Source organism: Bradyrhizobium sp. HKCCYLRH3073, assembly GCF_051167995.1.
In the GTDB taxonomy this organism is placed as follows: Bacteria; Pseudomonadota; Alphaproteobacteria; order Rhizobiales; family Xanthobacteraceae; genus Bradyrhizobium.
The window spans coordinates 131,041-149,741 of sequence record NZ_JBNPUD010000005.1 but is presented as its reverse complement, the minus strand read 5'-3'; the positions used below and the strand labels follow the sequence as shown (position 1 = coordinate 149,741).

The 18,701-nt window shown below is 66.1% G+C and carries 17 protein-coding genes; 6 read left to right on the top strand and 11 right to left on the bottom strand.

The annotated features are described in order from the left end of the window. Positions 1–20 precede the first annotated feature (20 nt). Positions 21–512, top strand: coding sequence for a prepilin peptidase (locus ACQR1X_RS14470; protein WP_434899078.1), 492 nt, complete (start codon positions 21–23; stop codon positions 510–512). Between the two features lie 19 nt (positions 513–531). Here the strand turns inward: ACQR1X_RS14470 and ACQR1X_RS14465 are convergent, their stop codons facing one another. Genes ACQR1X_RS14465 through ACQR1X_RS14420 form a run of 10 tightly spaced genes read right to left on the bottom strand, consistent with a single transcriptional unit; the run spans position 532 to position 8,689 of the window. Beyond that, positions 532–1,170, bottom strand: a complete 639-nt coding sequence (locus ACQR1X_RS14465; RefSeq protein ID WP_434899077.1) for a hypothetical protein — start codon at positions 1,168–1,170, stop codon at positions 532–534. Then, positions 1,170–1,733: a type II secretion system protein GspM gene (gene gspM / locus ACQR1X_RS14460; protein WP_315802985.1), complete on the bottom strand. Its 564-nt coding sequence runs from the start codon at positions 1,731–1,733 to the stop codon at positions 1,170–1,172. Before gspM ends, ACQR1X_RS14465 begins: the two co-directional genes overlap by 1 nt. Continuing rightward, positions 1,730–2,800: a PilN domain-containing protein gene (locus ACQR1X_RS14455; protein WP_434899076.1), complete on the bottom strand. Its 1,071-nt coding sequence runs from the start codon at positions 2,798–2,800 to the stop codon at positions 1,730–1,732. Before ACQR1X_RS14455 ends, gspM begins: the two co-directional genes overlap by 4 nt. Further along, positions 2,797–3,741 carry a general secretion pathway protein GspK gene (locus ACQR1X_RS14450; RefSeq protein WP_434899075.1) on the bottom strand — a complete coding sequence of 315 codons (945 nt, stop codon included), beginning with the start codon at positions 3,739–3,741 and terminating at the stop codon, positions 2,797–2,799. The genes ACQR1X_RS14455 and ACQR1X_RS14450 overlap by 4 nt, the downstream gene beginning before the upstream one ends. Then, a complete protein-coding gene (locus ACQR1X_RS14445; RefSeq protein WP_316180605.1) occupies positions 3,741–4,463 on the bottom strand; it encodes a PulJ/GspJ family protein in 723 nt (240 codons plus the stop codon). The genes ACQR1X_RS14450 and ACQR1X_RS14445 overlap by 1 nt, the downstream gene beginning before the upstream one ends. Next, positions 4,463–4,861 (bottom strand): PulJ/GspJ family protein, encoded by a 399-nt coding sequence (locus ACQR1X_RS14440; protein WP_316180603.1) that lies wholly within the window; start codon positions 4,859–4,861, stop codon positions 4,463–4,465. Before ACQR1X_RS14440 ends, ACQR1X_RS14445 begins: the two co-directional genes overlap by 1 nt. After that, the gene (locus tag ACQR1X_RS14435) at positions 4,854–5,318 is read right to left on the bottom strand and encodes a prepilin-type N-terminal cleavage/methylation domain-containing protein (protein WP_315802980.1); all 465 of its coding nucleotides are present in this window, start codon (positions 5,316–5,318) and stop codon (positions 4,854–4,856) included. Before ACQR1X_RS14435 ends, ACQR1X_RS14440 begins: the two co-directional genes overlap by 8 nt. Then, on the bottom strand, positions 5,311–5,793 hold the full coding sequence (gene gspG, locus ACQR1X_RS14430; protein WP_315802979.1) for a type II secretion system major pseudopilin GspG: 483 nt from the start codon (positions 5,791–5,793) through the stop codon (positions 5,311–5,313). Before gspG ends, ACQR1X_RS14435 begins: the two co-directional genes overlap by 8 nt. Positions 5,794–5,813: 20 nt before the next feature. Beyond that, positions 5,814–7,025 (bottom strand): type II secretion system F family protein, encoded by a 1,212-nt coding sequence (locus ACQR1X_RS14425; RefSeq protein WP_316180601.1) that lies wholly within the window; start codon positions 7,023–7,025, stop codon positions 5,814–5,816. 8 nt (positions 7,026–7,033) lie between these two features. Beyond that, positions 7,034–8,689 (bottom strand): GspE/PulE family protein, encoded by a 1,656-nt coding sequence (locus tag ACQR1X_RS14420; RefSeq protein WP_434899074.1) that lies wholly within the window; start codon positions 8,687–8,689, stop codon positions 7,034–7,036. 255 nt (positions 8,690–8,944) lie between these two features. Between ACQR1X_RS14420 and gspD the strand changes: the two genes are divergently transcribed. From gspD to ACQR1X_RS14400, 4 genes are all read left to right on the top strand, one after another. Beyond that, on the top strand, positions 8,945–11,248 hold the full coding sequence (gene gspD, locus ACQR1X_RS14415) for a type II secretion system secretin GspD (protein WP_434899073.1): 2,304 nt from the start codon (positions 8,945–8,947) through the stop codon (positions 11,246–11,248). Further along, positions 11,220–11,768, top strand: coding sequence for a tetratricopeptide repeat protein (locus ACQR1X_RS14410; RefSeq protein WP_434899072.1), 549 nt, complete (start codon positions 11,220–11,222; stop codon positions 11,766–11,768). Before gspD ends, ACQR1X_RS14410 begins: the two co-directional genes overlap by 29 nt. 243 nt (positions 11,769–12,011) lie before the next feature. Next, positions 12,012–13,883, top strand: coding sequence for an alkaline phosphatase family protein (locus tag ACQR1X_RS14405; protein WP_434899071.1), 1,872 nt, complete (start codon positions 12,012–12,014; stop codon positions 13,881–13,883). Positions 13,884–14,126: 243 nt separating this feature from the next. Further along, positions 14,127–15,245: a hypothetical protein gene (locus tag ACQR1X_RS14400; protein ID WP_316216184.1), complete on the top strand. Its 1,119-nt coding sequence runs from the start codon at positions 14,127–14,129 to the stop codon at positions 15,243–15,245. A 73-nt stretch (positions 15,246–15,318) separates the two neighbouring features. On the opposite strand, the gene ACQR1X_RS14395 is transcribed toward ACQR1X_RS14400, so the two are convergent. Then, positions 15,319–16,188: a ferritin-like domain-containing protein gene (locus ACQR1X_RS14395; protein ID WP_434899182.1), complete on the bottom strand. Its 870-nt coding sequence runs from the start codon at positions 16,186–16,188 to the stop codon at positions 15,319–15,321. 205 nt (positions 16,189–16,393) lie between these two features. Between ACQR1X_RS14395 and ACQR1X_RS14390 the strand changes: the two genes are divergently transcribed. After that, complete coding sequence (locus ACQR1X_RS14390) at positions 16,394–18,694, top strand: 4Fe-4S binding protein (protein WP_410051413.1); 2,301 nt, start codon at positions 16,394–16,396, stop codon at positions 18,692–18,694. Positions 18,695–18,701: the final 7 nt, after the last annotated feature.

Genomic DNA, 18,701 nt, shown 5'->3' with positions numbered 1-18,701 from the left:
ACCGCCAATCCCCGCCTCGCGTGACCGACGCCATCAATATCGCAGCCATTGCCGTGCTGCTCCTGACCTGCGCCGGCCTGATCTGGACGGATCTGCGCAGCGGGCTGCTGCCCGACTGGATGAATGCGCTGGTCGCCGCCAGCGGCTTCGCAAGACTGGCGACGCTCGTCGACCTGCCCGAGGCGCTGTGGAATTGCGCCGCAGCCCTCGCGATCGGCTTGGCGCTGCTGCTGCTGCGGCTGCTCTACGCAATGGCCCGCGGCCGCCAGGGACTGGGCCTCGGCGACGTCAAGTTTCTGATGGCTGCAACGCTTTGGGCCGGCCTGCCAAATCTGCCGATCCTGCTGCTCATCGCCACGACGACGGCACTCGCTGCGGCGCTCGCTCTCTTCGTCATGGGACGACGGCTGACGGGCCAGACGGCGCTGCCGTTCGGCCCGTTCCTCGTCCTCGGCCTGCTGGCCGTCCTCGCTCTGCAGGCCACCGGGGGCGAACTGCTCGCGACCTTCTGAATGCCGTGAGTTGGTGACTTCAGCGCGCCCGCCGCGCCATCCGCTCGCGTCCGCCCGGCGGCACGGGCGGGGTCATCGGTGCCGCCTGCACATCGCCGCTCGCCATCGTGCCGAGCTGAGGCATCTGCAAGGTGATGGTCTCCGGCGCCTTCAGCAGCGAGGCCTCGCGCGGCCGTAGCGACTGCAGCACCCATCCCTCATGGGAAGCTCCGACCCGCAAGCGTAACGATTCCTGCGACGACGCATCGACGAAGATGCCGAAGCTCTCCTCGTCGCCGATCACCGTGCCGACGAGCTGCAGGTTTGGCCGTTCCGGCTCCCTCGGCGGCGCAGGCGGCGGCGCCCGCATCACCGTGACGGGTGCGGCAACCGGCGGCGGCCGCCGCGACGCCGAGAAGATCGGACGATCACGTGTCGCCGAAAGGGTACTGATCGGAACATCCCACAGCGGGTTGGCACTCCTGCCCCCCGGAGCTTCTGCGCTGGGAGCTTCTGACATGGCGGCCGGCGGTTCGGAGGCGCCGGGCGCGGGCGCGGCCTGGACGGGCGTGGCCGGCTCGAGACCATCCGCCGTCTCGCTCCAGGCACGGCTGAGCGAAGCTGCAAGCACGCACACGGTGGCAAAGGTGACGAGGCCCGAGCCTACGAACGATCGCATCACGATTTTCCTTGCCATTGACCCGACACGGTGACCAGCACGGTCAATCGTCCCACGCCGCCGGCTGCGGCGGCCAGCGGCTGCTGCACATGCAGTTGATCGACGAAGAGAAACGGCAATCCGGCCTCGAGATCATAGAGCAGCTGCTGCAACGCCGGCTGTTCGAGCTCGCAGCTTGCCACCACGCTGATCAGGTTGGTGTTGGCGCGTGCCGCCGGCAGCTCGACCTGGGTCGACAGCACGCTGCCGCCGACCTTGCTGATCGCCTCCGTGAGGCGCTGGACCAGCGCCGCGCCCGCGATGGTGACCGTTCGTCCCTCCACGAACACCGATCCACCCGGAGCCGTCGCGCTGCCTGCGGCGGAATTGCCGGCTGGCCGTTTGCGTCCGGAAAACTGCGCCAGTTGCGCGTTGGTGTCATTGAGCTGGTCGCGCCTGGCGACGAGATCGACGACCCCGGCGGCACCAAGCCAGAGCAGTGCGACAATGGTCGCCGCATAGAGGATCGCAGAAACGGCCGGTGAGTTCACGAACATGCGGCGCAGCGATGTCGACCAGTTCATGCCCGCTCTCCGAAATAGGCGTTGATGCGCGCCTCGATGTGGAAGCGCTCGCCCGCTTCGCCGGCGGTGCGCGTCGTCGGCGCGTAGAAGGTGGCGCGGCTGAACTGCGGCGACTGCTCGATCAGCCGGATCAGCGCGGGTGCATCCTGGGTCAGGCCGGATATCTGCAGCCGATCGTTCTCGACATGCATCTCGACGACATACGTCCCGTCGGGGAGGATCTTCGACAACGTGTCGAGCACGATCACGCTGGCGGGGCTGGTCTGCTTGCGCTTGGCGAGCAGCCCGTCGGCGGCGGTGGCGCCCATCGCGGGCCGCAGCGCCGCACGCAGCCGCGTGACCTGCGCCTGTGCGTCCTCGATCTCGCCATCGAGATATCCACCGATCAGCGTCGTCGCGATCAGCAGCACCGCCGTGGTCGCAGCGACCGACAGCCAGCTGAGCTTGAGCACGCGCCCGAGATCACGGCCGCCGGCAAGCGACGAACGCAGCGACGTCTTGAAGATCTGGATCGGACCGCCATCGGTTGGGCCGACGTCGGCGGTGATGACGAGCTTGGCAATGCCGACCTGATCGGCAAAGGCGAGCAAGGGCTGGACCAGAGCGCGCGGCGTTGCCGCGAGCGTCAACGCGATCCGATCACTGGCTGCGCGCGGGGCGCTGTAGCCGTAGAGGACCTGTCCGAGATTCCACGGCGTCAACCTGCCGATCTGGGTCCGGATCATGCCGTCCAGAAAAGGCTCCGCCTGCTTGGGAAAGTCGAGAGGCCGGATCAGAACGTTCTCGGTGGCCAGATGGATGTCCAGCACAGCACCGCGCAAGGTTCGCAGCCACTCCGGCGAGAGCCCGACCTGCGCCGCTCCCAAAGCCGGATTCAGCCGTGCCGCCGCCAGCATCGGTCTCGCCTTCGGCGGCGTCTGTACCGTCATGACGATCGCTTCTGGCTGATCGTAGCGGATCACGACTCGCGGGCGTCTGAGCTGCCGATCGGCGACGGCCTCGATCGCTGTAGCGACGCTTTCCGTCCACACCGTCAGTCCGCGCTCGATCGCTTCGGTCAGCTTCATGGCATCCTCCGCGCCTGAATCGCTCCCCTCGGCTGCGGTCCCTCGTCCTGGCGCGCCAGCAGCCGATAGGGCTCCTCGCCTTCGCCGGGAACGATCACCGCCGTCGCAGTGTGACGAAGCCCGCCCGCCGGACCGACGACGATGCGCAGCCGATAAGCCTTGCTTTTGCCCTTGGCGGCGTCCTTCGCAGCAGGCCCCAACATCTTGGCGAGCGTATCGGCATCCTGTGACAACGACGCCCGTGCGTTGAGGAAATCCTTCAGGATCAGCGGCGTCATTCCCGGCAATGCGGCAACGACCTCCGGCGCCGCGATCGTCGGATCGATTCCCGGAGAACCGTTGAAGACGGTGACCAGCGGAAGCACCCGATCAACCAGCGATGCGGGAAGGCCGAGGACGAGCGACAGCTCGCCGACATGCGCGAATGGCGCCAGGCGCGGCACCCGCTTGAGACCGGCCGCCGCATAGCGCGCCTCCTCCGCCTGCGCCTTGGCTGCATCGGACGGCTTCGAGCGCCACGCGACAACCCGCTCGGCATGATCCTTGGCAGCATCCCGGTCGACGCCCAACGTGACGAAGAGATTTTCGAGCATGTCCTTGGAGGCGGTGTTGAGATCGATCCGCGCCGCTTCGTTGACGAACGAGACCGCAATGTCGTTGCCTGCAAGCGCCAGGCGGAAACCGCCCTGCCTCGGCCGCTCCTCGTCCTTGGACAGCAGCAGACGATACGCCGACAGTTCGATGGCCGCCGAGACCAGCGCATCGGCCTCGACCGCCTCGTCCTCGAGCCGCAGCAGCCGCGCCGAGCTGCCGAGTTGCTGCGAGACGACAACGACCAGGGCCGCCAACGCCGCAAGCATCCACAGCGCCGCGATCAGGATGAAGCCATCCTGCGCGCCGCGCCTCTGGGCAGAACCTCTGGTAAAGGAGCGAACCAGCATTAGTCGATCGGCTCGCTCTTGTTCAGCTGCGGCGGCTCGCCCGCACCCGCCGACGGATTCGCGGTGCCTGCCGCTCCGGGATCCGCAAAGCCGCCGCCCGGCGCATCGACGTGAATACGGACTGCGCTGACGAGAACGGCGGCACCGCCACGGCTGTCGTCATAAACCGTCATGCGCACGGCGGATGGTAGCTTGGTCGCATCGCGCCACTCCGACGTCCACGCCATCGTCCCGTCGGCATAGGCGAACGACATCCGGAACGGCGCCGACAGCAGCACCACGGGATCGCGGAACCGGAAATGCTCGGTCACGGGCTGGCCGACCGGCACGGGCTCGAACATGGCACGCGATCGCCGCAGAGCGCGTTCGCCCCTGCTCCCTTCCTCGCCGATGCGCACGATGTCGAGACCATGTCCGGCATTGGGGCCGAGTTCGGCGCGCACGAACATCGCCGAGACCTCGTCGCCCACGAACAACGGTCCCTTCTGCTCGCGATTGGCCGAGACGAACTGCACGGCAGCGAGATCATCGCCGACCCGCCGCAGCGCAGCGGCCACCATCTCGGCGCGCTGGACGCGATCCAATCCGCGCTTCCACGCCGGCAGCCATTGCGACGTCACCGCGGCAAGCGCCGACAACACGATGCCGGCGATCGCGAGCGCGCCGAGTGCCTCGATCAGTGCGAAGCCCTGCTCTCGGGATCGATCGGATCGGGCGGTCATCATCGCGCTCCTCGCGCCAGGCGAACCGTCTGCACATCGGCGACCGCGCCCGAGCCGGTCTTGACGCGCAAGGTCACCGCCTCCGGGATCCAGCCGGTCTGTCCCGCCGGCTCATTCCAATCGCCGCCGAGCGGCCTGACCTGCAGCACCACCGACCCGGAGCCGGAGCGCTGATCGATGCTGCCCGGCTGCAGCCGGCCGCGATCGGCCAGCATCGTTGCCAACGCCAGCCTCATGTCGGTGACCAGAGTGACATGCTGTTCGAGCTTGCGAACGATGGCCGCGTTGCGCGACACCACGGCGCCGATGGCGATGATCGACACGCTCACGATGGCAAGCGCGACGAGCACCTCGATCAGCGAAAATCCGGCTTCACTCCGGCGGTCGATCTCAACCATTGGCGAGCACGCGCGAGACAATGTCGATCCTCCCCGTCAGCCAGTTCACCCTGATCTCCAGGCTCAGATCGGCGCGCGACAAGGTGATGGCGCCGCCGCAGGACAGCCCGTCAGGAAAGAAGGTGATGGTCGCCAGCACCGGCCGATGCTGGCAACTGCGCGGCAACGTCGCCAGGAATGCGACGTCGTCGGGCAGCTTCAGCGCAGCCGCGCTGCTGCCGGAGCGGATCAAGCGGCGCGACGTGTCGATCTCCGTGTCGACGCGCGCGCCGGTCCGCATCGATGAGGCACGGTCCGACTTCAGCAGTGTCGCCGCCTGCAACGCGTAGGCCTGCAGCCGCGGCCGCGACGTCTGCCGCGGCAGATAAGGCAGCGCGACGGACGCCAGCAGCGCGACGATCGCGAGCACGCAGACCATCTCGAGCAGCGTAAAGCCGCGCTGGCCGCCGTCATTCACTGCGCGCGCTCGTCTGCGTCGGCGTTCCCAGCACGATGTCCGCCGCCGTCCCGCTGCCGCCTTCCTGGCCATCGGCACCGTAGGACAGGATGTCGTACGGGCCGTGATCGCCCGGTGCGCGGTAGACATAGGCCGTATTCCACGGATCCTTCGGCACTGCCCCGCCCTTGAGATAGGGACCGTTCCAGGCGCTCAACCCGGCCGGCCGTTGCGCCAGCGCCGCGAGGCCTTCCGAGGTCGAGGGGTAGCGGCCGGCATCGAGATAGAACAGGTCGAGCGCCGCCGAGAAGCTCTGCAACTGGATCCGCGCCGCCTTGGTCTTGGACTCGCTTAGATAGTTCAACACGCGCGGGCCGATGAGACCCATGATCAGCCCGATGATCGTGATCACGACCAGCATCTCGACCAGCGTGAAGCCGCGCTCGTGTTCACGGTCGGCACTCTTGGCCGGCTTGCTCTGCGTGTCCGATCTCATGTCATTCTCCTTGGTAGCCATCAGCCGACCAGTTGCGTCACAGAAAGCAAAGCCGTCATGATCGAGACGATCAGGCCGCCGACAACCACGCTGATGAGCAGAATGGCGGCGGGGCCGACGATGCCGACGACGCGATCCAGGCCGCGCTGCAGCTTGGCTTCGTAGAACTCAGCGATCCGTGTCGACAGCGTCGGCAACTGGCCGGTCTCCTCGCCGAGCCGCAGCATGCGCAGCGCCATCGGCGGCAGCATGTTGTCGGCCGACAATGCCTGGGACAGCTTGCCGCCGTGACGGACGCGATCCGCGGCTGCCGACCAAGGCGCACGCGACGACGTCACGGCCATCACATCGACGAGAATGCGAAGGGCCGCGCTCAGATTGACGCCGCAGCCGAGCAGCAGGCCGAGATTGCGGCAGAACAGGCTGGTCCGATAGAACAGCAGCAGGCTGCCGATGCCGGGCATGACGGCCACGACGCTGGCCAGGCCGGCGCGAACCGCGGGCTGACGCAACAGCCACCAGCCTGCCGCGAGCAGCGCCGCACAGCCGAGTGAGATCGCGGCTGCATTGGCGCGCAGCAGATCCGACAGCGTCATGAAGAAGCCGAGCGCCGTATCGGTACGGCCACCGAAGTCACGCAACACGGCCGAGAAATTCGGCAGCACGGCCACGAGAAAGAACAGCATCACGCCGATCGCCGCGAGGAACACGAAGGCAGGATATTGCATCGCGTCGGTCAATTTGCGGCGCGTCGCCTCCGACCGCTCGCGTTCGCCGGCCAGCGCGGTCAGCACGTGATCGAGTGTTCCCGACGATTCGCCGACGCGCATCAGCGCGACATACATCGGCGAGAACAACTGCGGCTGGGCGGCCGCGGCATCGGCGAAGCTTTCACCGGCCATGATCGCCGCACGCAGCCGCGCCACCACGGGACGGAGGCGGCCGATATCGGAATCGCCGGACAACAGATCGAGCGCGTCGTCGAGCCGCGCGCCGGCCTTGAGAAGCAGGGCCAGGTCGCGCGTGAACGTGGTCACTTCAGTCGCGGACGGAGCGCCGAACGAGAGCCCGGACGCAGCGCCGGTCCGCTCCTTTTTCTCCTCCACGGTTTCGATCGGCAGAAGTTGCAGATACGAGATGCGCCGTTCGACCTCGCTGCGCGACGGCGCGACGAGAGATCCGACGACGATTTCACCGGACTGCGTCAGAGCGCGATAGCGGTAGCTCGGCACGATCCACCTCACCGCGCCACGAGGACACGAAGCAGCTCGGAGGCCGAGGTGACGCCGGCGCGGCACTTGGAGACGCCGTCGTCGAGCATCGTCGTCATGCCTTCCCGGATCGCCAGCCGATCGATCGCGAGGCCGTCGGCACTGTCCGCGATCAGCTCGCGCAGGCCGGTGGTCAGCTCGAGCAGCTCGAACACGCCGACCCGGCCGCGATAGCCGCTCTGGCCGCATCGCTCGCATCCCCTCGGGTGCCAGGTGATGTCGCCGGGGACGAGGCCGAGATGACCAAGACGAGGATCCTGGCGGCATGTCTCTTCATCGAGCGCCTCCGGCGCCTTGCAATGATCGCAGAGCTGACGCACCAGCCGCTGCGCGATCACCGCGCGCAAGGTCGAGCGCAACAAGAAGCCTTCGACACCAAGATCGAGCAGGCGCGGCACCGCCGCGGCCGCGGTTTCGGTATGCAGCGTGGTCAACACGAGATGGCCGGTCAGCGCGGCATGGACCGCGACATGCGCCGTCTCGCTGTCTCTGATCTCGCCGACCATGATGACGTCGGGGTCCTGACGCACGAAGGAACGCAGCGCGCTCGCGAAAGTCAGCCCGATCGCCGGCTTGATCTGCGACTGGTTGATGCCGGGAATCTCGTACTCCACCGGATCCTCGACGGTGAGGATCTTGCGCTCCGGCGTGTTGAGCAGCGACAGGATCGTCGCCAGAGTCGTGGTCTTGCCGCTGCCGGTCGGCCCCGTGATCACGATCATGCCGTGGGGCAGCGTGATCAGGCGCCGGAGTGCGGCGTCGTCGCGAGTGGCGAGACCGAGACGGCTCGCGACGAGCTGCGAGCGATCCTTCGGCAGGATGCGCAGCACCGCCGATTCGCCGTGCTGGGTCGGCATGATCGCAACGCGAACGTCGATCTCGGCGCGGCCGGCGCGGATGCGCGCGGCGCCGTCCTGCGGCAGCCGCCGCTCGGCGATGTTCAGGCCGGCGACGATCTTGATGCGCGAGATCACCGCCTGCGGCAACACGCCCGCGGGCGCCGCGATCGGACGCAACAGGCCGTCGACGCGCAGCCTGACCACGAGCCCGGTCGAGAACGGCTCGATGTGGATGTCGCTGGCGCGCATCTCCACGGCCTTCTCGATCAGATCGTTCACCGCGCGGACGACCGGCGCGCCGCTGGCGAGATCGCGGAGACTCTCGATGTCGTCGTCGCGCAGCTCCTGCGCCGGCGAGATGTCGGGCTCGCCGGAATCCTCTAACCGCTGGTCCAGGACAACGGCGATATCCTCATGCGAGGCGACCTTGAAGAGAGTCTGCGGGCCGAGCACCAGCTCCGCGGCCCGGCGCACGGCCTGATCGGTCGGATCGGCCATCGCGAACACGGCGGCGCCGTCAGAATCCTTGTAGGGATAGCCGAGCACCTCGCGGAGGAAGCGGTCGGAGAACTCGCTCACCGCGGGCAGTGCCGCCAGCAGTTCGCGCAGTGCGACGCGCTCCAATCCGGTGAAGCCGGCGACCTCCTCCGCGAAAACGTCGGCGGTCAGGCCGAACCTGTCCCAGAGCGCGATCTGCGTTTCGGCCGCAGCTCCGCCTTCGCCCGCCGCCTGGGGATGGCGCTCGCGAAGATAGGCATGGAATTGGGTCGACAGTGTACCGCTCATGGCGTGATCCGGGTGGCGCCCGTGCCGGCCCATCGTCTCGGCACGCCGCTACTGGTGACCCACGTTATTGATCGCGAACATGACGGCCGTACGAATGCCGGAGGCGCCGACATTTCCGACACACACGCGGCGCAAAGGTCGGACGGCAGCCGCCAATTATACATAAGTGTCATATTGGACCGTTATGCAGGCTGCGCGGTCAAACCGAGGCGCTGCCCCGTTTCGGCCGGTCAACACGAGTAGATCGGTAAGTCCATGTTTGGTATCGGCAATCGAAGCCAGTCCGCTGCGGTTGTCAGACATGCCTCGTTGCTGGCGATCGCGGTGCTGCTCGCCTCCTGCAACATGGCAACGCTCAATTCCCAGGCCAGCGCGCCTGCCGATGTCGATGTCATCGACAAGGTGCGCTCGCTCGACATCCTGCCGCGCGACAATGCACCGGTCGCATCGATCCAGGGACGCCCCGAGGTCGAGCGCGCGAGCGCGCGGACCTATCAAGGGACCACGGTTCAGGAGGTCGCCGAGGTCAGACCGCTGCCGGCGGCGGACGGCAAGGGCTATGATCTCAATTTCGAGAACACGCCGATCGCAGTGGTCGCGAAGGTCGTGATCGGCGACATCCTCGGCGCGGGCTACGCGATCGATCCCCGCGTGCAGGGCAGCGTCAGCCTGGTGTCGGCGCGGCCGGTGCCGAAATCAGACATCCTGTTCGTGCTGGAGAGCGCGCTGCGCCTGTCCGGCGTCGTGCTGGTCCGCGAAGGCGGTGGCTACAAGCTGACCCCGCTCGGCGACGCCATCGGAGCCGGACGCGTCGACGGCGAAGCCGACCGCGCCGAGCCCGGCTACGGCGTCTCCGTCGTGCCGCTGCAATATGTCGGTGCGCAGACGATCCTCAAGCTGATGGACAGCTTCGCGACCCGCGCCGGCAGCGTGCGCGCTGACACCACCCGGAACCTGCTTCTGATCCAGGGTACAGGAGCCGAGCGACGCTCCGCGATCGAAACCGTGATGAGCTTCGACGTCGACTGGATGCGCGGCCAGTCCGTCGGCATCTTCCCGGTCAGCAATTCGGCGCCAGAGCCGTTGATGGCGGAGCTGGAAAAGATCATGGACTCTGGTGAGAACGGATTGAGCCAGAATCTCGTCAAGCTGCAGGTCGTCAATCGCCTGAACGCGATCATGGTCGTGACGCGCAAGCCGGCGCTGCTGCAGAGCGCGGCGACCTGGATCCGCCGGCTCGATCAGGCCGACTCCGGGCGCACCAGCGTCCACGTCTACCGGGTCCGCTACGGCGACGCGCGCCAGCTCGCCAAGGTGCTCACCGACATGTTCGGCGGCGCCGGCTCGTCCTCCACCGACAGCGCCGACGGCCAGGCCGCGCCGGGCTCCGACGGCACCACGACCTCCGTTGCCGACCGGCTGTCCTTCAACACCAATGCGACGGGATCCTCGAGCGCCAGTGCCAATCCGTCGAGCCGGACCCAGGGCGCAGGCGGCCTGTCCGGCATGCAGGCGTCGAGCACGTCATCATCCAGCAGCACGCCGACTTCGACCGGACTGGAACCTCGCGCTGGCGGCAATGGCGGGCAGTCCCTGATGCCGAACGTGCGCATCACGCCGGACACGGTGAACAACTCGCTGCTGATCTACGCCGACCGCGAGAGCTACCGCATCATCTCCGGCACGCTGCAGCAGCTCGATCAGCCGGTGTTGCAGGTCGGCATCGACGCGACCATCGCCGAGGTGACGCTCACCAACGAACTCTCCTACGGCGTGCAATCATATCTTTCGAGCAAATTCCTCGGGCTCGGCACCGATCGGGGCTCCATCAGCAACACGCAAGCGACTTCGGTCGCGACGGCCACGGCCTCAGCCGCGACGACGGCGCTGATCAACCGCGCTTTGCCCGGATTCAACTTCCTGATCGGCAATGAAGCGTCGCCCAACATGATCCTCGATGCGCTTCACACCGTGACGAGCGTGAAGGTGCTCTCGAATCCCTCGCTGGTCGTGATCAACAACCAAAGCGCCACCTTGCAGGTCGGCGACGTCGTGCCGGTCTCGACTGGCAGCGCCACCGTGCTGTCGTCGAGCAACACGGTGGTCAACACCATCGACTATCGCAACACCGGCATCATCCTGCGCGTCGTGCCGCGGATCGCCGCCAACGGCAACGTCCGGCTCGAGATTGAGCAGGAGATCAGCAACGTCGCCGCGCAGACGGCAGCGAGCCTGACGCCGACGGTGTCGCAGCGCAAGGTTAAGAGCGCGATCTCCGTCGCCAACGGCCAGACCGTGCTGCTGGCCGGCCTGATCAGCGAACAGCAGAACGGCAATCGCAACGGCATTCCGGGTTTCGACGAGATCCCGGTGCTTGGCGACGCGTTCTCGCATCAGGACAAGAAGGGCACGCGCACAGAGCTGATCATCTTCATCCGGCCGCAGATCATTCGCGACGGCAGCGATGCCCATCAGGTGGCCGAAGAACTCCGCTCCAAGCTCCGCGGATCGGTTGGAGCCAGCATCACGGATGATTTGCGTGTCCGCACCACCCGCTGATCCCCGCCAAATGACCCGGCCGACGATGCGGTGCCTCGCCGTCGTCTGCACCGCAGCCGGCCTGCTGCTCGGCGCAATCACATCGCCCGCGCACGCCGATTCGGTTAGTGCCGCACGCAGTGCCTATGCGCGCGGCGACTTCGTCCACGCCATACGCGTGCTGACGCCGCCGGCGCTGCGCGGTGATCCGCGCGCGCAGGCCATGCTCGGCTTCATGTATGAGAACGGCTTCGGGACCCCGCAGGCCTATGAGGTCGCCAGCGATCTCTATTGCCAGGCCGCCGCCGCCGGCAATCCATTCGGCCAAGCGATGCTTGGCCTGATGTATGACAAGGGACATGGCGTTCCACAGGACGTCGTGCTCGCCTACAAGTGGCTCAACCTCGCCGCCGGGCACGCCAAGTCGACACAGCGCAGCTACTTCCTGCGGCTTCGCAACGCCGTGGCCTCGAAGATGTCGGCCAGCCAGATCGCCCAGGGCCAAGCCCTCGCGCTGGACTGGGTCCCGGGCCAGCTCTGACCGGCATTGCCGGTTCATGGCTCGGCGAAGGCGGGCTCCCTGCAGCAATGGAGTGAAGACGGCGCGGCACGCGATGGCTGGCGCGGTGGGGCGCATTTGTCTCCTGCATTCGCGCTGCTCGGCGCATTTCACAAAACCGAAGCAAGACCGACACCACGTTGCAATTTGTTGCCGCGATAAATTGCCGCAGGCGAGCCTACATCAGCACGTGCGCGCCGCTACCCCACTCCGTCTGGAGATGTCATGACCAGAACAGTCACCCGGTCCAAGGCGCTCGCCCTTGCGACCAGCGCCGTCTTTACCGCGACCAGCGTCGCGCCAGCCTTCGCCGGAGCGGCGACGAGCACACCGATCGAGCACGTCATCATCATCGTCGGCGAAAACCACACGTTCGACAATCTATTCGGCACGTACAAGCCGAAGCCGGGGCAGACGATCGACAATCTGCTCAGCAAGGGAATCGTCAACGAAGACGGCACGCCGGGCCGGCACTTCAAGAAGGCAGAGCAGCGGATCGGCCGCGACGAGGTTCGCTATACTGCCGAGACCGCGTCCACGGGCGCCTATGCGACGCTGCCGCAACCCTACACCACCTATGGAATCGGCCTGCCGCAGAACGTCCTCGACACCCGCTTCCCGGCCAATCTTCCCAATGGGCCGTATCAGATATCGAAATACGTCTCATACGCCGCTTATACTGGAGATCCGGTACACCGCTTCTTCCAGATGTGGCAGGACATCGACGGCGGCAAGCACGACAAGTTTGTATGGGTCGAACAGACCATCGGCACCGGGTCGAACGGGCAGCCTTATCCGTCCGGCGGGTTCAACCCGATGGAAGGCGCCATCTCGATGGGGTTCTACAACATGAACCCGTTCACCGACGCCTCCGGCAAGGCCCAGCCGGGTGACGCGCCGTTCTTCAAGCAGCTCGCCGACGAGTACGCGATCAGCGACAACTATCACCAAGCGATCATGGGCGGCACCGGAGCCAACTTCCAGGCCCTCGTCACCGGCCACGCTGCGTTCTTCACCAATCCCGAGACGCTGAACGGCACCCCCGCCGTGCCCTACGCCAACCAGATCGAGAATCCCGATCCCGTCCCCGGCACCAACAACTACTACAAGCAGGACGGATACAGCGGCGGATCCTACGTCAACTGCTCCGACCCAAGCGCGCCCGGCGTTGCCGCCGTCAACGAGCAGCTGTTCAAGAACGGCGTCACCAGCAACAACTGCGCGCCGAACCACTATTACCTCGTCAACAACTATAGCATGTTCTGGAACCAGACCAGCGCCAAGCCGAACGCGCTCGGCTCGGACAAGTTCGTGCTGCCGCCGCAGAGCGCGCCGACCATCGCCGACGTGATGACGGCGAAAGGCGTTTCTTGGAAGTACTACAGCGCCGACCGCGGTGACGACACCACCACCTTCGCCAGCAGCGTCGACGGCGTGCCGCTGCTGTTCCACTCCTATTGCGGCATCTGCGACCCGCTCACGGGCTTCAACAAGATCATGAAGACCCCGGCGGAGGAAGCCAAGCTGCAGAACTACGGCGCCTTCGTGAAGGACGTGCAGAACAACACGCTGCCGGCGGTGTCGTTCGTGCGTCCGTTCGAGGCGCTCGCCGGTCATCCCGCCGATTCGACCACGGATCTCTACGAGAAATTCCTCGAGGCGCTGATCAATCGGGTCAAGGCCAATCCTCAGCTCTGGGCCAAGACTGCGATCTTCATCACGACCGACGAAGGCGGCGGCTACTACGACTCCGGCTATGTCCAGCCGGTCGACTTCCTCGGCGACGGCACCCGGATCCCCTTCATCCTGGTCTCGCCGCTGGCCAAGAAGGGCCATGTCGACCACACCTATTACGATCATGTGTCGCTGCTGAAATTCATCGAGCGCAACTGGCGGCTGCCCACGATCTCCGCCGTCAGCCGCGACCGGCTGCCCAACCCGATCCATGACCGGGATGACCACCGCTATGTGCCGAAGAACCGTCCGGCGATCGGTGACCTGATGAACCTGTTCGCCTTCGACGACGATGGCGATCACGATCATGACGGCGGATGGCACCACCACAACCACGACGAACACTCCGGCGACGATCGCTGATCGACCGAGCGTCAACGGCTGACATCATTGCCGTGAAAAGCGGCCCGCCGCAGACGATGCGGCGGGCCTTTTTGGGTCGCCAGCTGCAACAATCTCTCAGTGACGCACCGATCCGCAACATCGCCAATCCATCAGCGGATTGTCAGCTGATCGTCACGCCCCCGTTATCGACCCTCCGCATCGTCCCGCCGCCGCTTGAGTGAAGCGGCGCGATACAACCGAGGTCTTGGGGGATCTTGCAGAATGTCACTTCGATCATCATTCAAATCTGCCTTTCACGAACTGCTCACATTGTCGGTCACGGTGTCGTTGCTCGCGTTCGCCGCTGCCGCGCCAAGCCTCGCGCACGACCACGGCTTCGACGACGATGACGACAGCTACGCCATCGGCCTTTGGGGCGACCTACCCTACTCCACGCTGCAGGCCACCGTCGGCGTCCCGAACCTGATCGCGGACATGAACGCCCACCGGCTGAAGTTCACGGCGCATGACGGCGACCTGAAGCAGGGCTCCAATTCCGCCTGCGACGCCGGCCTCTATGCCCAGGCGCTGGCGTTCTTCAACAGTCTCGAGGCGCCGGCGATGTTCACGCCGGGCGACAACGACTGGGTCGATTGCGATCGCCCCTCGAATGGCGGCTTCAACTCGCGCGACCGGCTCGACTACGAGCGCAAGATATTCTTCTCGACACCGTTCTCGCTCGGCCAGCGCAAGCTGCGCCAGGAGGTGCAGACCGATCCGCTGTGCCTCAGCGCCAATGGCACCAAGGTCGGTTGCGTCGAGAATCGCCGCTGGACCGTCGGCCGCGTGACCTATGCGACGCTCAACATCCAGGGATCCTGCAACAATCTCTGCGACACCAACCCCGATCCGGACGAATACAATGCGCGCAATACGGCCGTGATTCTGTGGATGCAGCAGACCTTCGCTGAAGCCAAGAGGCGCAATTCCGCTGCGGTGATGTTCATCACCCAGGGCAACCCGGGCTGGGACCAGGCCGACCCGACGCGTGCGCCGCTGCGCGATCCCAAGACGCTCGCCGAAACCGACGGGCAGCCCGATGGCTTCGTCAGCTTCCTGACTGCGCTGCGCACCGAGGTCGAGGCGTTCCGCAAGCCGGTCGCCTACGTCCACGGCGATTCCCACTACTTCCGGATCGACCAGCCGTTCCTCAACGCTGCCGGCCAGCGGCTTGAGAACTTCGTTCGCGTCGAAACGTTCGGCGACAATCAGGGCAATGGCAACAACGACGTGCGCTGGCTCAAGGTGACCGTCGATCCGCGCAGTCGCGACGTGTTCTCCTTCCAGCCCGTCACGGTGCCGGCGAACCGCACCGCCGTGCCGGCGCCGACCCGCAACTGAGCCTCATGATGACCGGGTCGTCCAGCCTGGCTGGGCGACCCTCGTCTTTCGCCGAGCAGCGCTGCAGTCGGACTCAACCGAGCGACCGCAGCCAGGCCAGCCGCGCGATCGCCTGCGACGCCAGCCGCTGCATGAGACCGAGCCGGTCCGATTCGGTCGCTCGCTCCCCATGCTCCAGATACGCGTCCGCCAGCGCTTCCGCCAGCACGGCTGCATCGGCTTGCGCGAGCCCAGCCGGCAGGCGCAACAGGCCCGCAACGTCCGATGCCATTGCCGCGGCTTCGCGCGCAAGCTCGCCCACGCGATCTGCCGGGCGGCCTGCGGCGCGCGCCGCCATCGCGTCGAGCAGCTCGGCGAGTCGTCGCTCCAGCCGGCCGGCGTCGATCGTGCCGGCGTCCGACGCCACCGACGCCGCGCGCCTGGCGTCGGTCTCAAGATGATAGGCACGGCGCCGCTCCTTGCGCAGCGTCGCGACATGACCGAGCTCCTCCCGCGCCATGGCCTCGGACGCCCTCTTGACCTCGGGAACATCGTTAAATGCGGCGAGATAGGACCAGAACGCAAAGGCCCGTTCCTCGTTGCGCACCGCCATCGACAGCGCGCGGTAAGGCGTCATCAACCGCGAATCCTGAATTTCGCGCGCGGCGCCGGGCTCAAAGGTCTCCGGCGGCTGCCAGCGCACCAGCGACGCATCGGGGGCGCGCCCCGTACGCGCTTGCGACCATTGCTCGACACTGTCGACATGCTCGCGCTCGGCCGCGGCCAGCCTCGCGAAGACGTCGGCCAGATCGAGCCGGCCTTGACGCTGCATCTCTCCGGACAGCTCGTCGTAGCGATCGGCCGCCTCCTGCTCCATCGCATTCGCGAGCGCGAACAGCTCGTCGATCGAATGCAGGTTCCCGGCCGGTTCCGACTTGAGCGAGAGCGTGCGTGACAACAACATATAATAGTCCGCCTGATTGTCCGGGCCTGTTTGATCCAGCGCAACGTCCGTCGGATTGCGACCCACTAGACAACCGGCACGATAAGGAGTCAATTTAGCCTGACTCTATCTCAGGGATTGTCAATGGCGACGATCCTTCCTTCCCGAAACAGTCCTGACTGGAATACGGCTCCTTCGTGGGCCGGCCGTTCCGCTTGAGGTGATCATGGTTGCGAGTGATGTCGCCACCAATCGGTGGCGCATGCCTGCTATCTTGGTAGCAATCCTCATCGGGCTCTGCGCCATCGCGGCCCCGCGCGCAGCACATGCGGCCGGCGATCTCGCAACCTACCTCTCGAAGATCACGCCGGGCGATCTCTTCCCCAATGCGGACCGTTTCGGCGTGCCGCAAGGCGAGCCGCCGATCATGCCGGTGTATCGCGGCGATCAGCTCAAGGGTTACGTCTATCTCAACTCCGATTTCGCCAATTCCGTCGGCTATTCGGGCAAGCCGATCCACATCCTCGTCGGCATCGATCCCAAGGGCGTCATCACCGGGCTGAAGCTGGTCGATCACAAGGAGCCGATCGTGCTGATCGGCATTCCCGAGCCACGCATCGTTGCCGCACTCAACGGCCTGCTCGGCAAGGACATGATGCCGATTGCGCAAGGCGCAGAACACGCGCCGCAGGCCGACATCGTCTCAGGTGCAACGGTCACCGTGCTGGTGATGCACGACAGCATCGTGCGCGCGGCCACGCGCCTGATCCGCAGCGGCCGCATCGGTGCCGGCGCTGCGGCGAGCGCCGCCGCGGCACAGCCGGGCGTGACCAAGACGGTCGATCCCGACAAGAGCGAGATCCGCGACTGGAGCAGCCTGCTCGGCGACGGCTCGGTGCGGCGCCTGCACCTCAGCATCGGCGACGTCAACGATGCGTTCGCCAAGTCGGGCAATGCGGCGGCCGCGCAAAATCCGGAGCCCGGCGATGCCGGCGACACCTTCGTTGATCTGTATGTGGCCATGGTCAGCGTGCCCACCATCGGCCGCAGCCTGCTCGGCGACGAGGGCTATCAGCGACTCAAGCAGCGATTGCAGCCCGGACAGCAGGCGATCGTCGTCGCCGGCGACGGCATCTACTCGTTCAAGGGCTCCGCTTATGTCCGAGGCGGCATCTTCGACCGCATCGAGGTGCTGCAGGAGGGCGGAAGCACACGGTTCCGCGACAAGAACCACATGCGACTCGGTGCGCTGGCCGCCGCCGGCGCCCCTGCCCTGCGCGAGATCGGACTGTTCGTCACGCCGCCCGAATTCACGCTCGACCCGACCGAGCCATGGCAGCTCCAGCTCCTGGTGCAACGAAGCACAGGCAGCCACGACAAGGCGTTCCTGACTTTCGATATCGACTACACGGTGCCCGACGCCTACTTGAAGCAGCAGACGCGCCCCGCTGTGCCGGCAGCGAAGGCGACGACCGCACGTCCCGCCCCGGCCACGGCGCAACCGGTCGCCGACGACACCGAAGAGCCGTTATGGATGCGCATCTGGCGCTCGCAGATGGTCGCCATCGGCATCACCGCGCTGGCGCTGGCCGTGCTCACGGGGATCTTCTTCTTCCAGAACGTTCTGGTGCGCCGTCCCCGGCTCTACACCTGGGTCCGCCGCGCCTATCTCCTGTTCGTGCTGGTCTGGCTCGGCTGGTACGCCAACGCCCAGCTCTCGGTCGTCAACGTCGTCACCTTCGTCAACGCGCTGCTGACCGGCTTCCATTGGGAGTTCTTCCTCGCGGCGCCCTTGATCTTCATCCTGTGGGCGGCAACGGCGGCTGGACTGCTGTTCTGGGGCCGCGGGCCGTTCTGTGGCTGGCTCTGTCCGTTCGGCGCGCTGCAGGAGCTCACCAACACAGTGGCAAAATGGCTCAAGGTGCCGCAGATCACGGTACCCTGGGGTCTGCATGAGCGTCTCTGGCCGATCAAATACATCATCTTCCTCGGCCTGTTCGGCCTGTCGCTTTATTCGGTCGCGCTCGCCGAACAGGTCGCGGAGGTCGAGCCGTTCAAGACCGCGATCATCCTGAAATTCTCGCGCAGCTGGCCGTTCGTGCTGTATGCCGCGGCGCTGCTCGGCATCGGCCTGTTCATCGAACGCTTCTTCTGCCGCTATCTCTGCCCGCTGGGCGCGGCACTGGCGATTCCCGGACGCATCCGCACCTTCGAATGGCTGCGTCGCTGGAAGGAGTGCGGCTCGCCCTGCCAGCGCTGCGCCAAGGAATGCCCGGTGCAGTCGATCCATCCCGAGGGACACATCAACGTCAATGAATGCATCTACTGCATGCATTGCCAGGAGCTCTACTACGACGATCAGCGCTGCCCGCACATGATCCAGGTCCGGCTCAAGCGCGAGAAATTCGAGGCGATGTCATCGCCGTCGATGCGCGCCGCGAAATCCGGTCCGAAGACCGTGATCACCCATGCCGGCCAGCCGATGGCGGCGACGGCCCCCTCCAACGATCTCACCCATCCATCATAAGGAGACG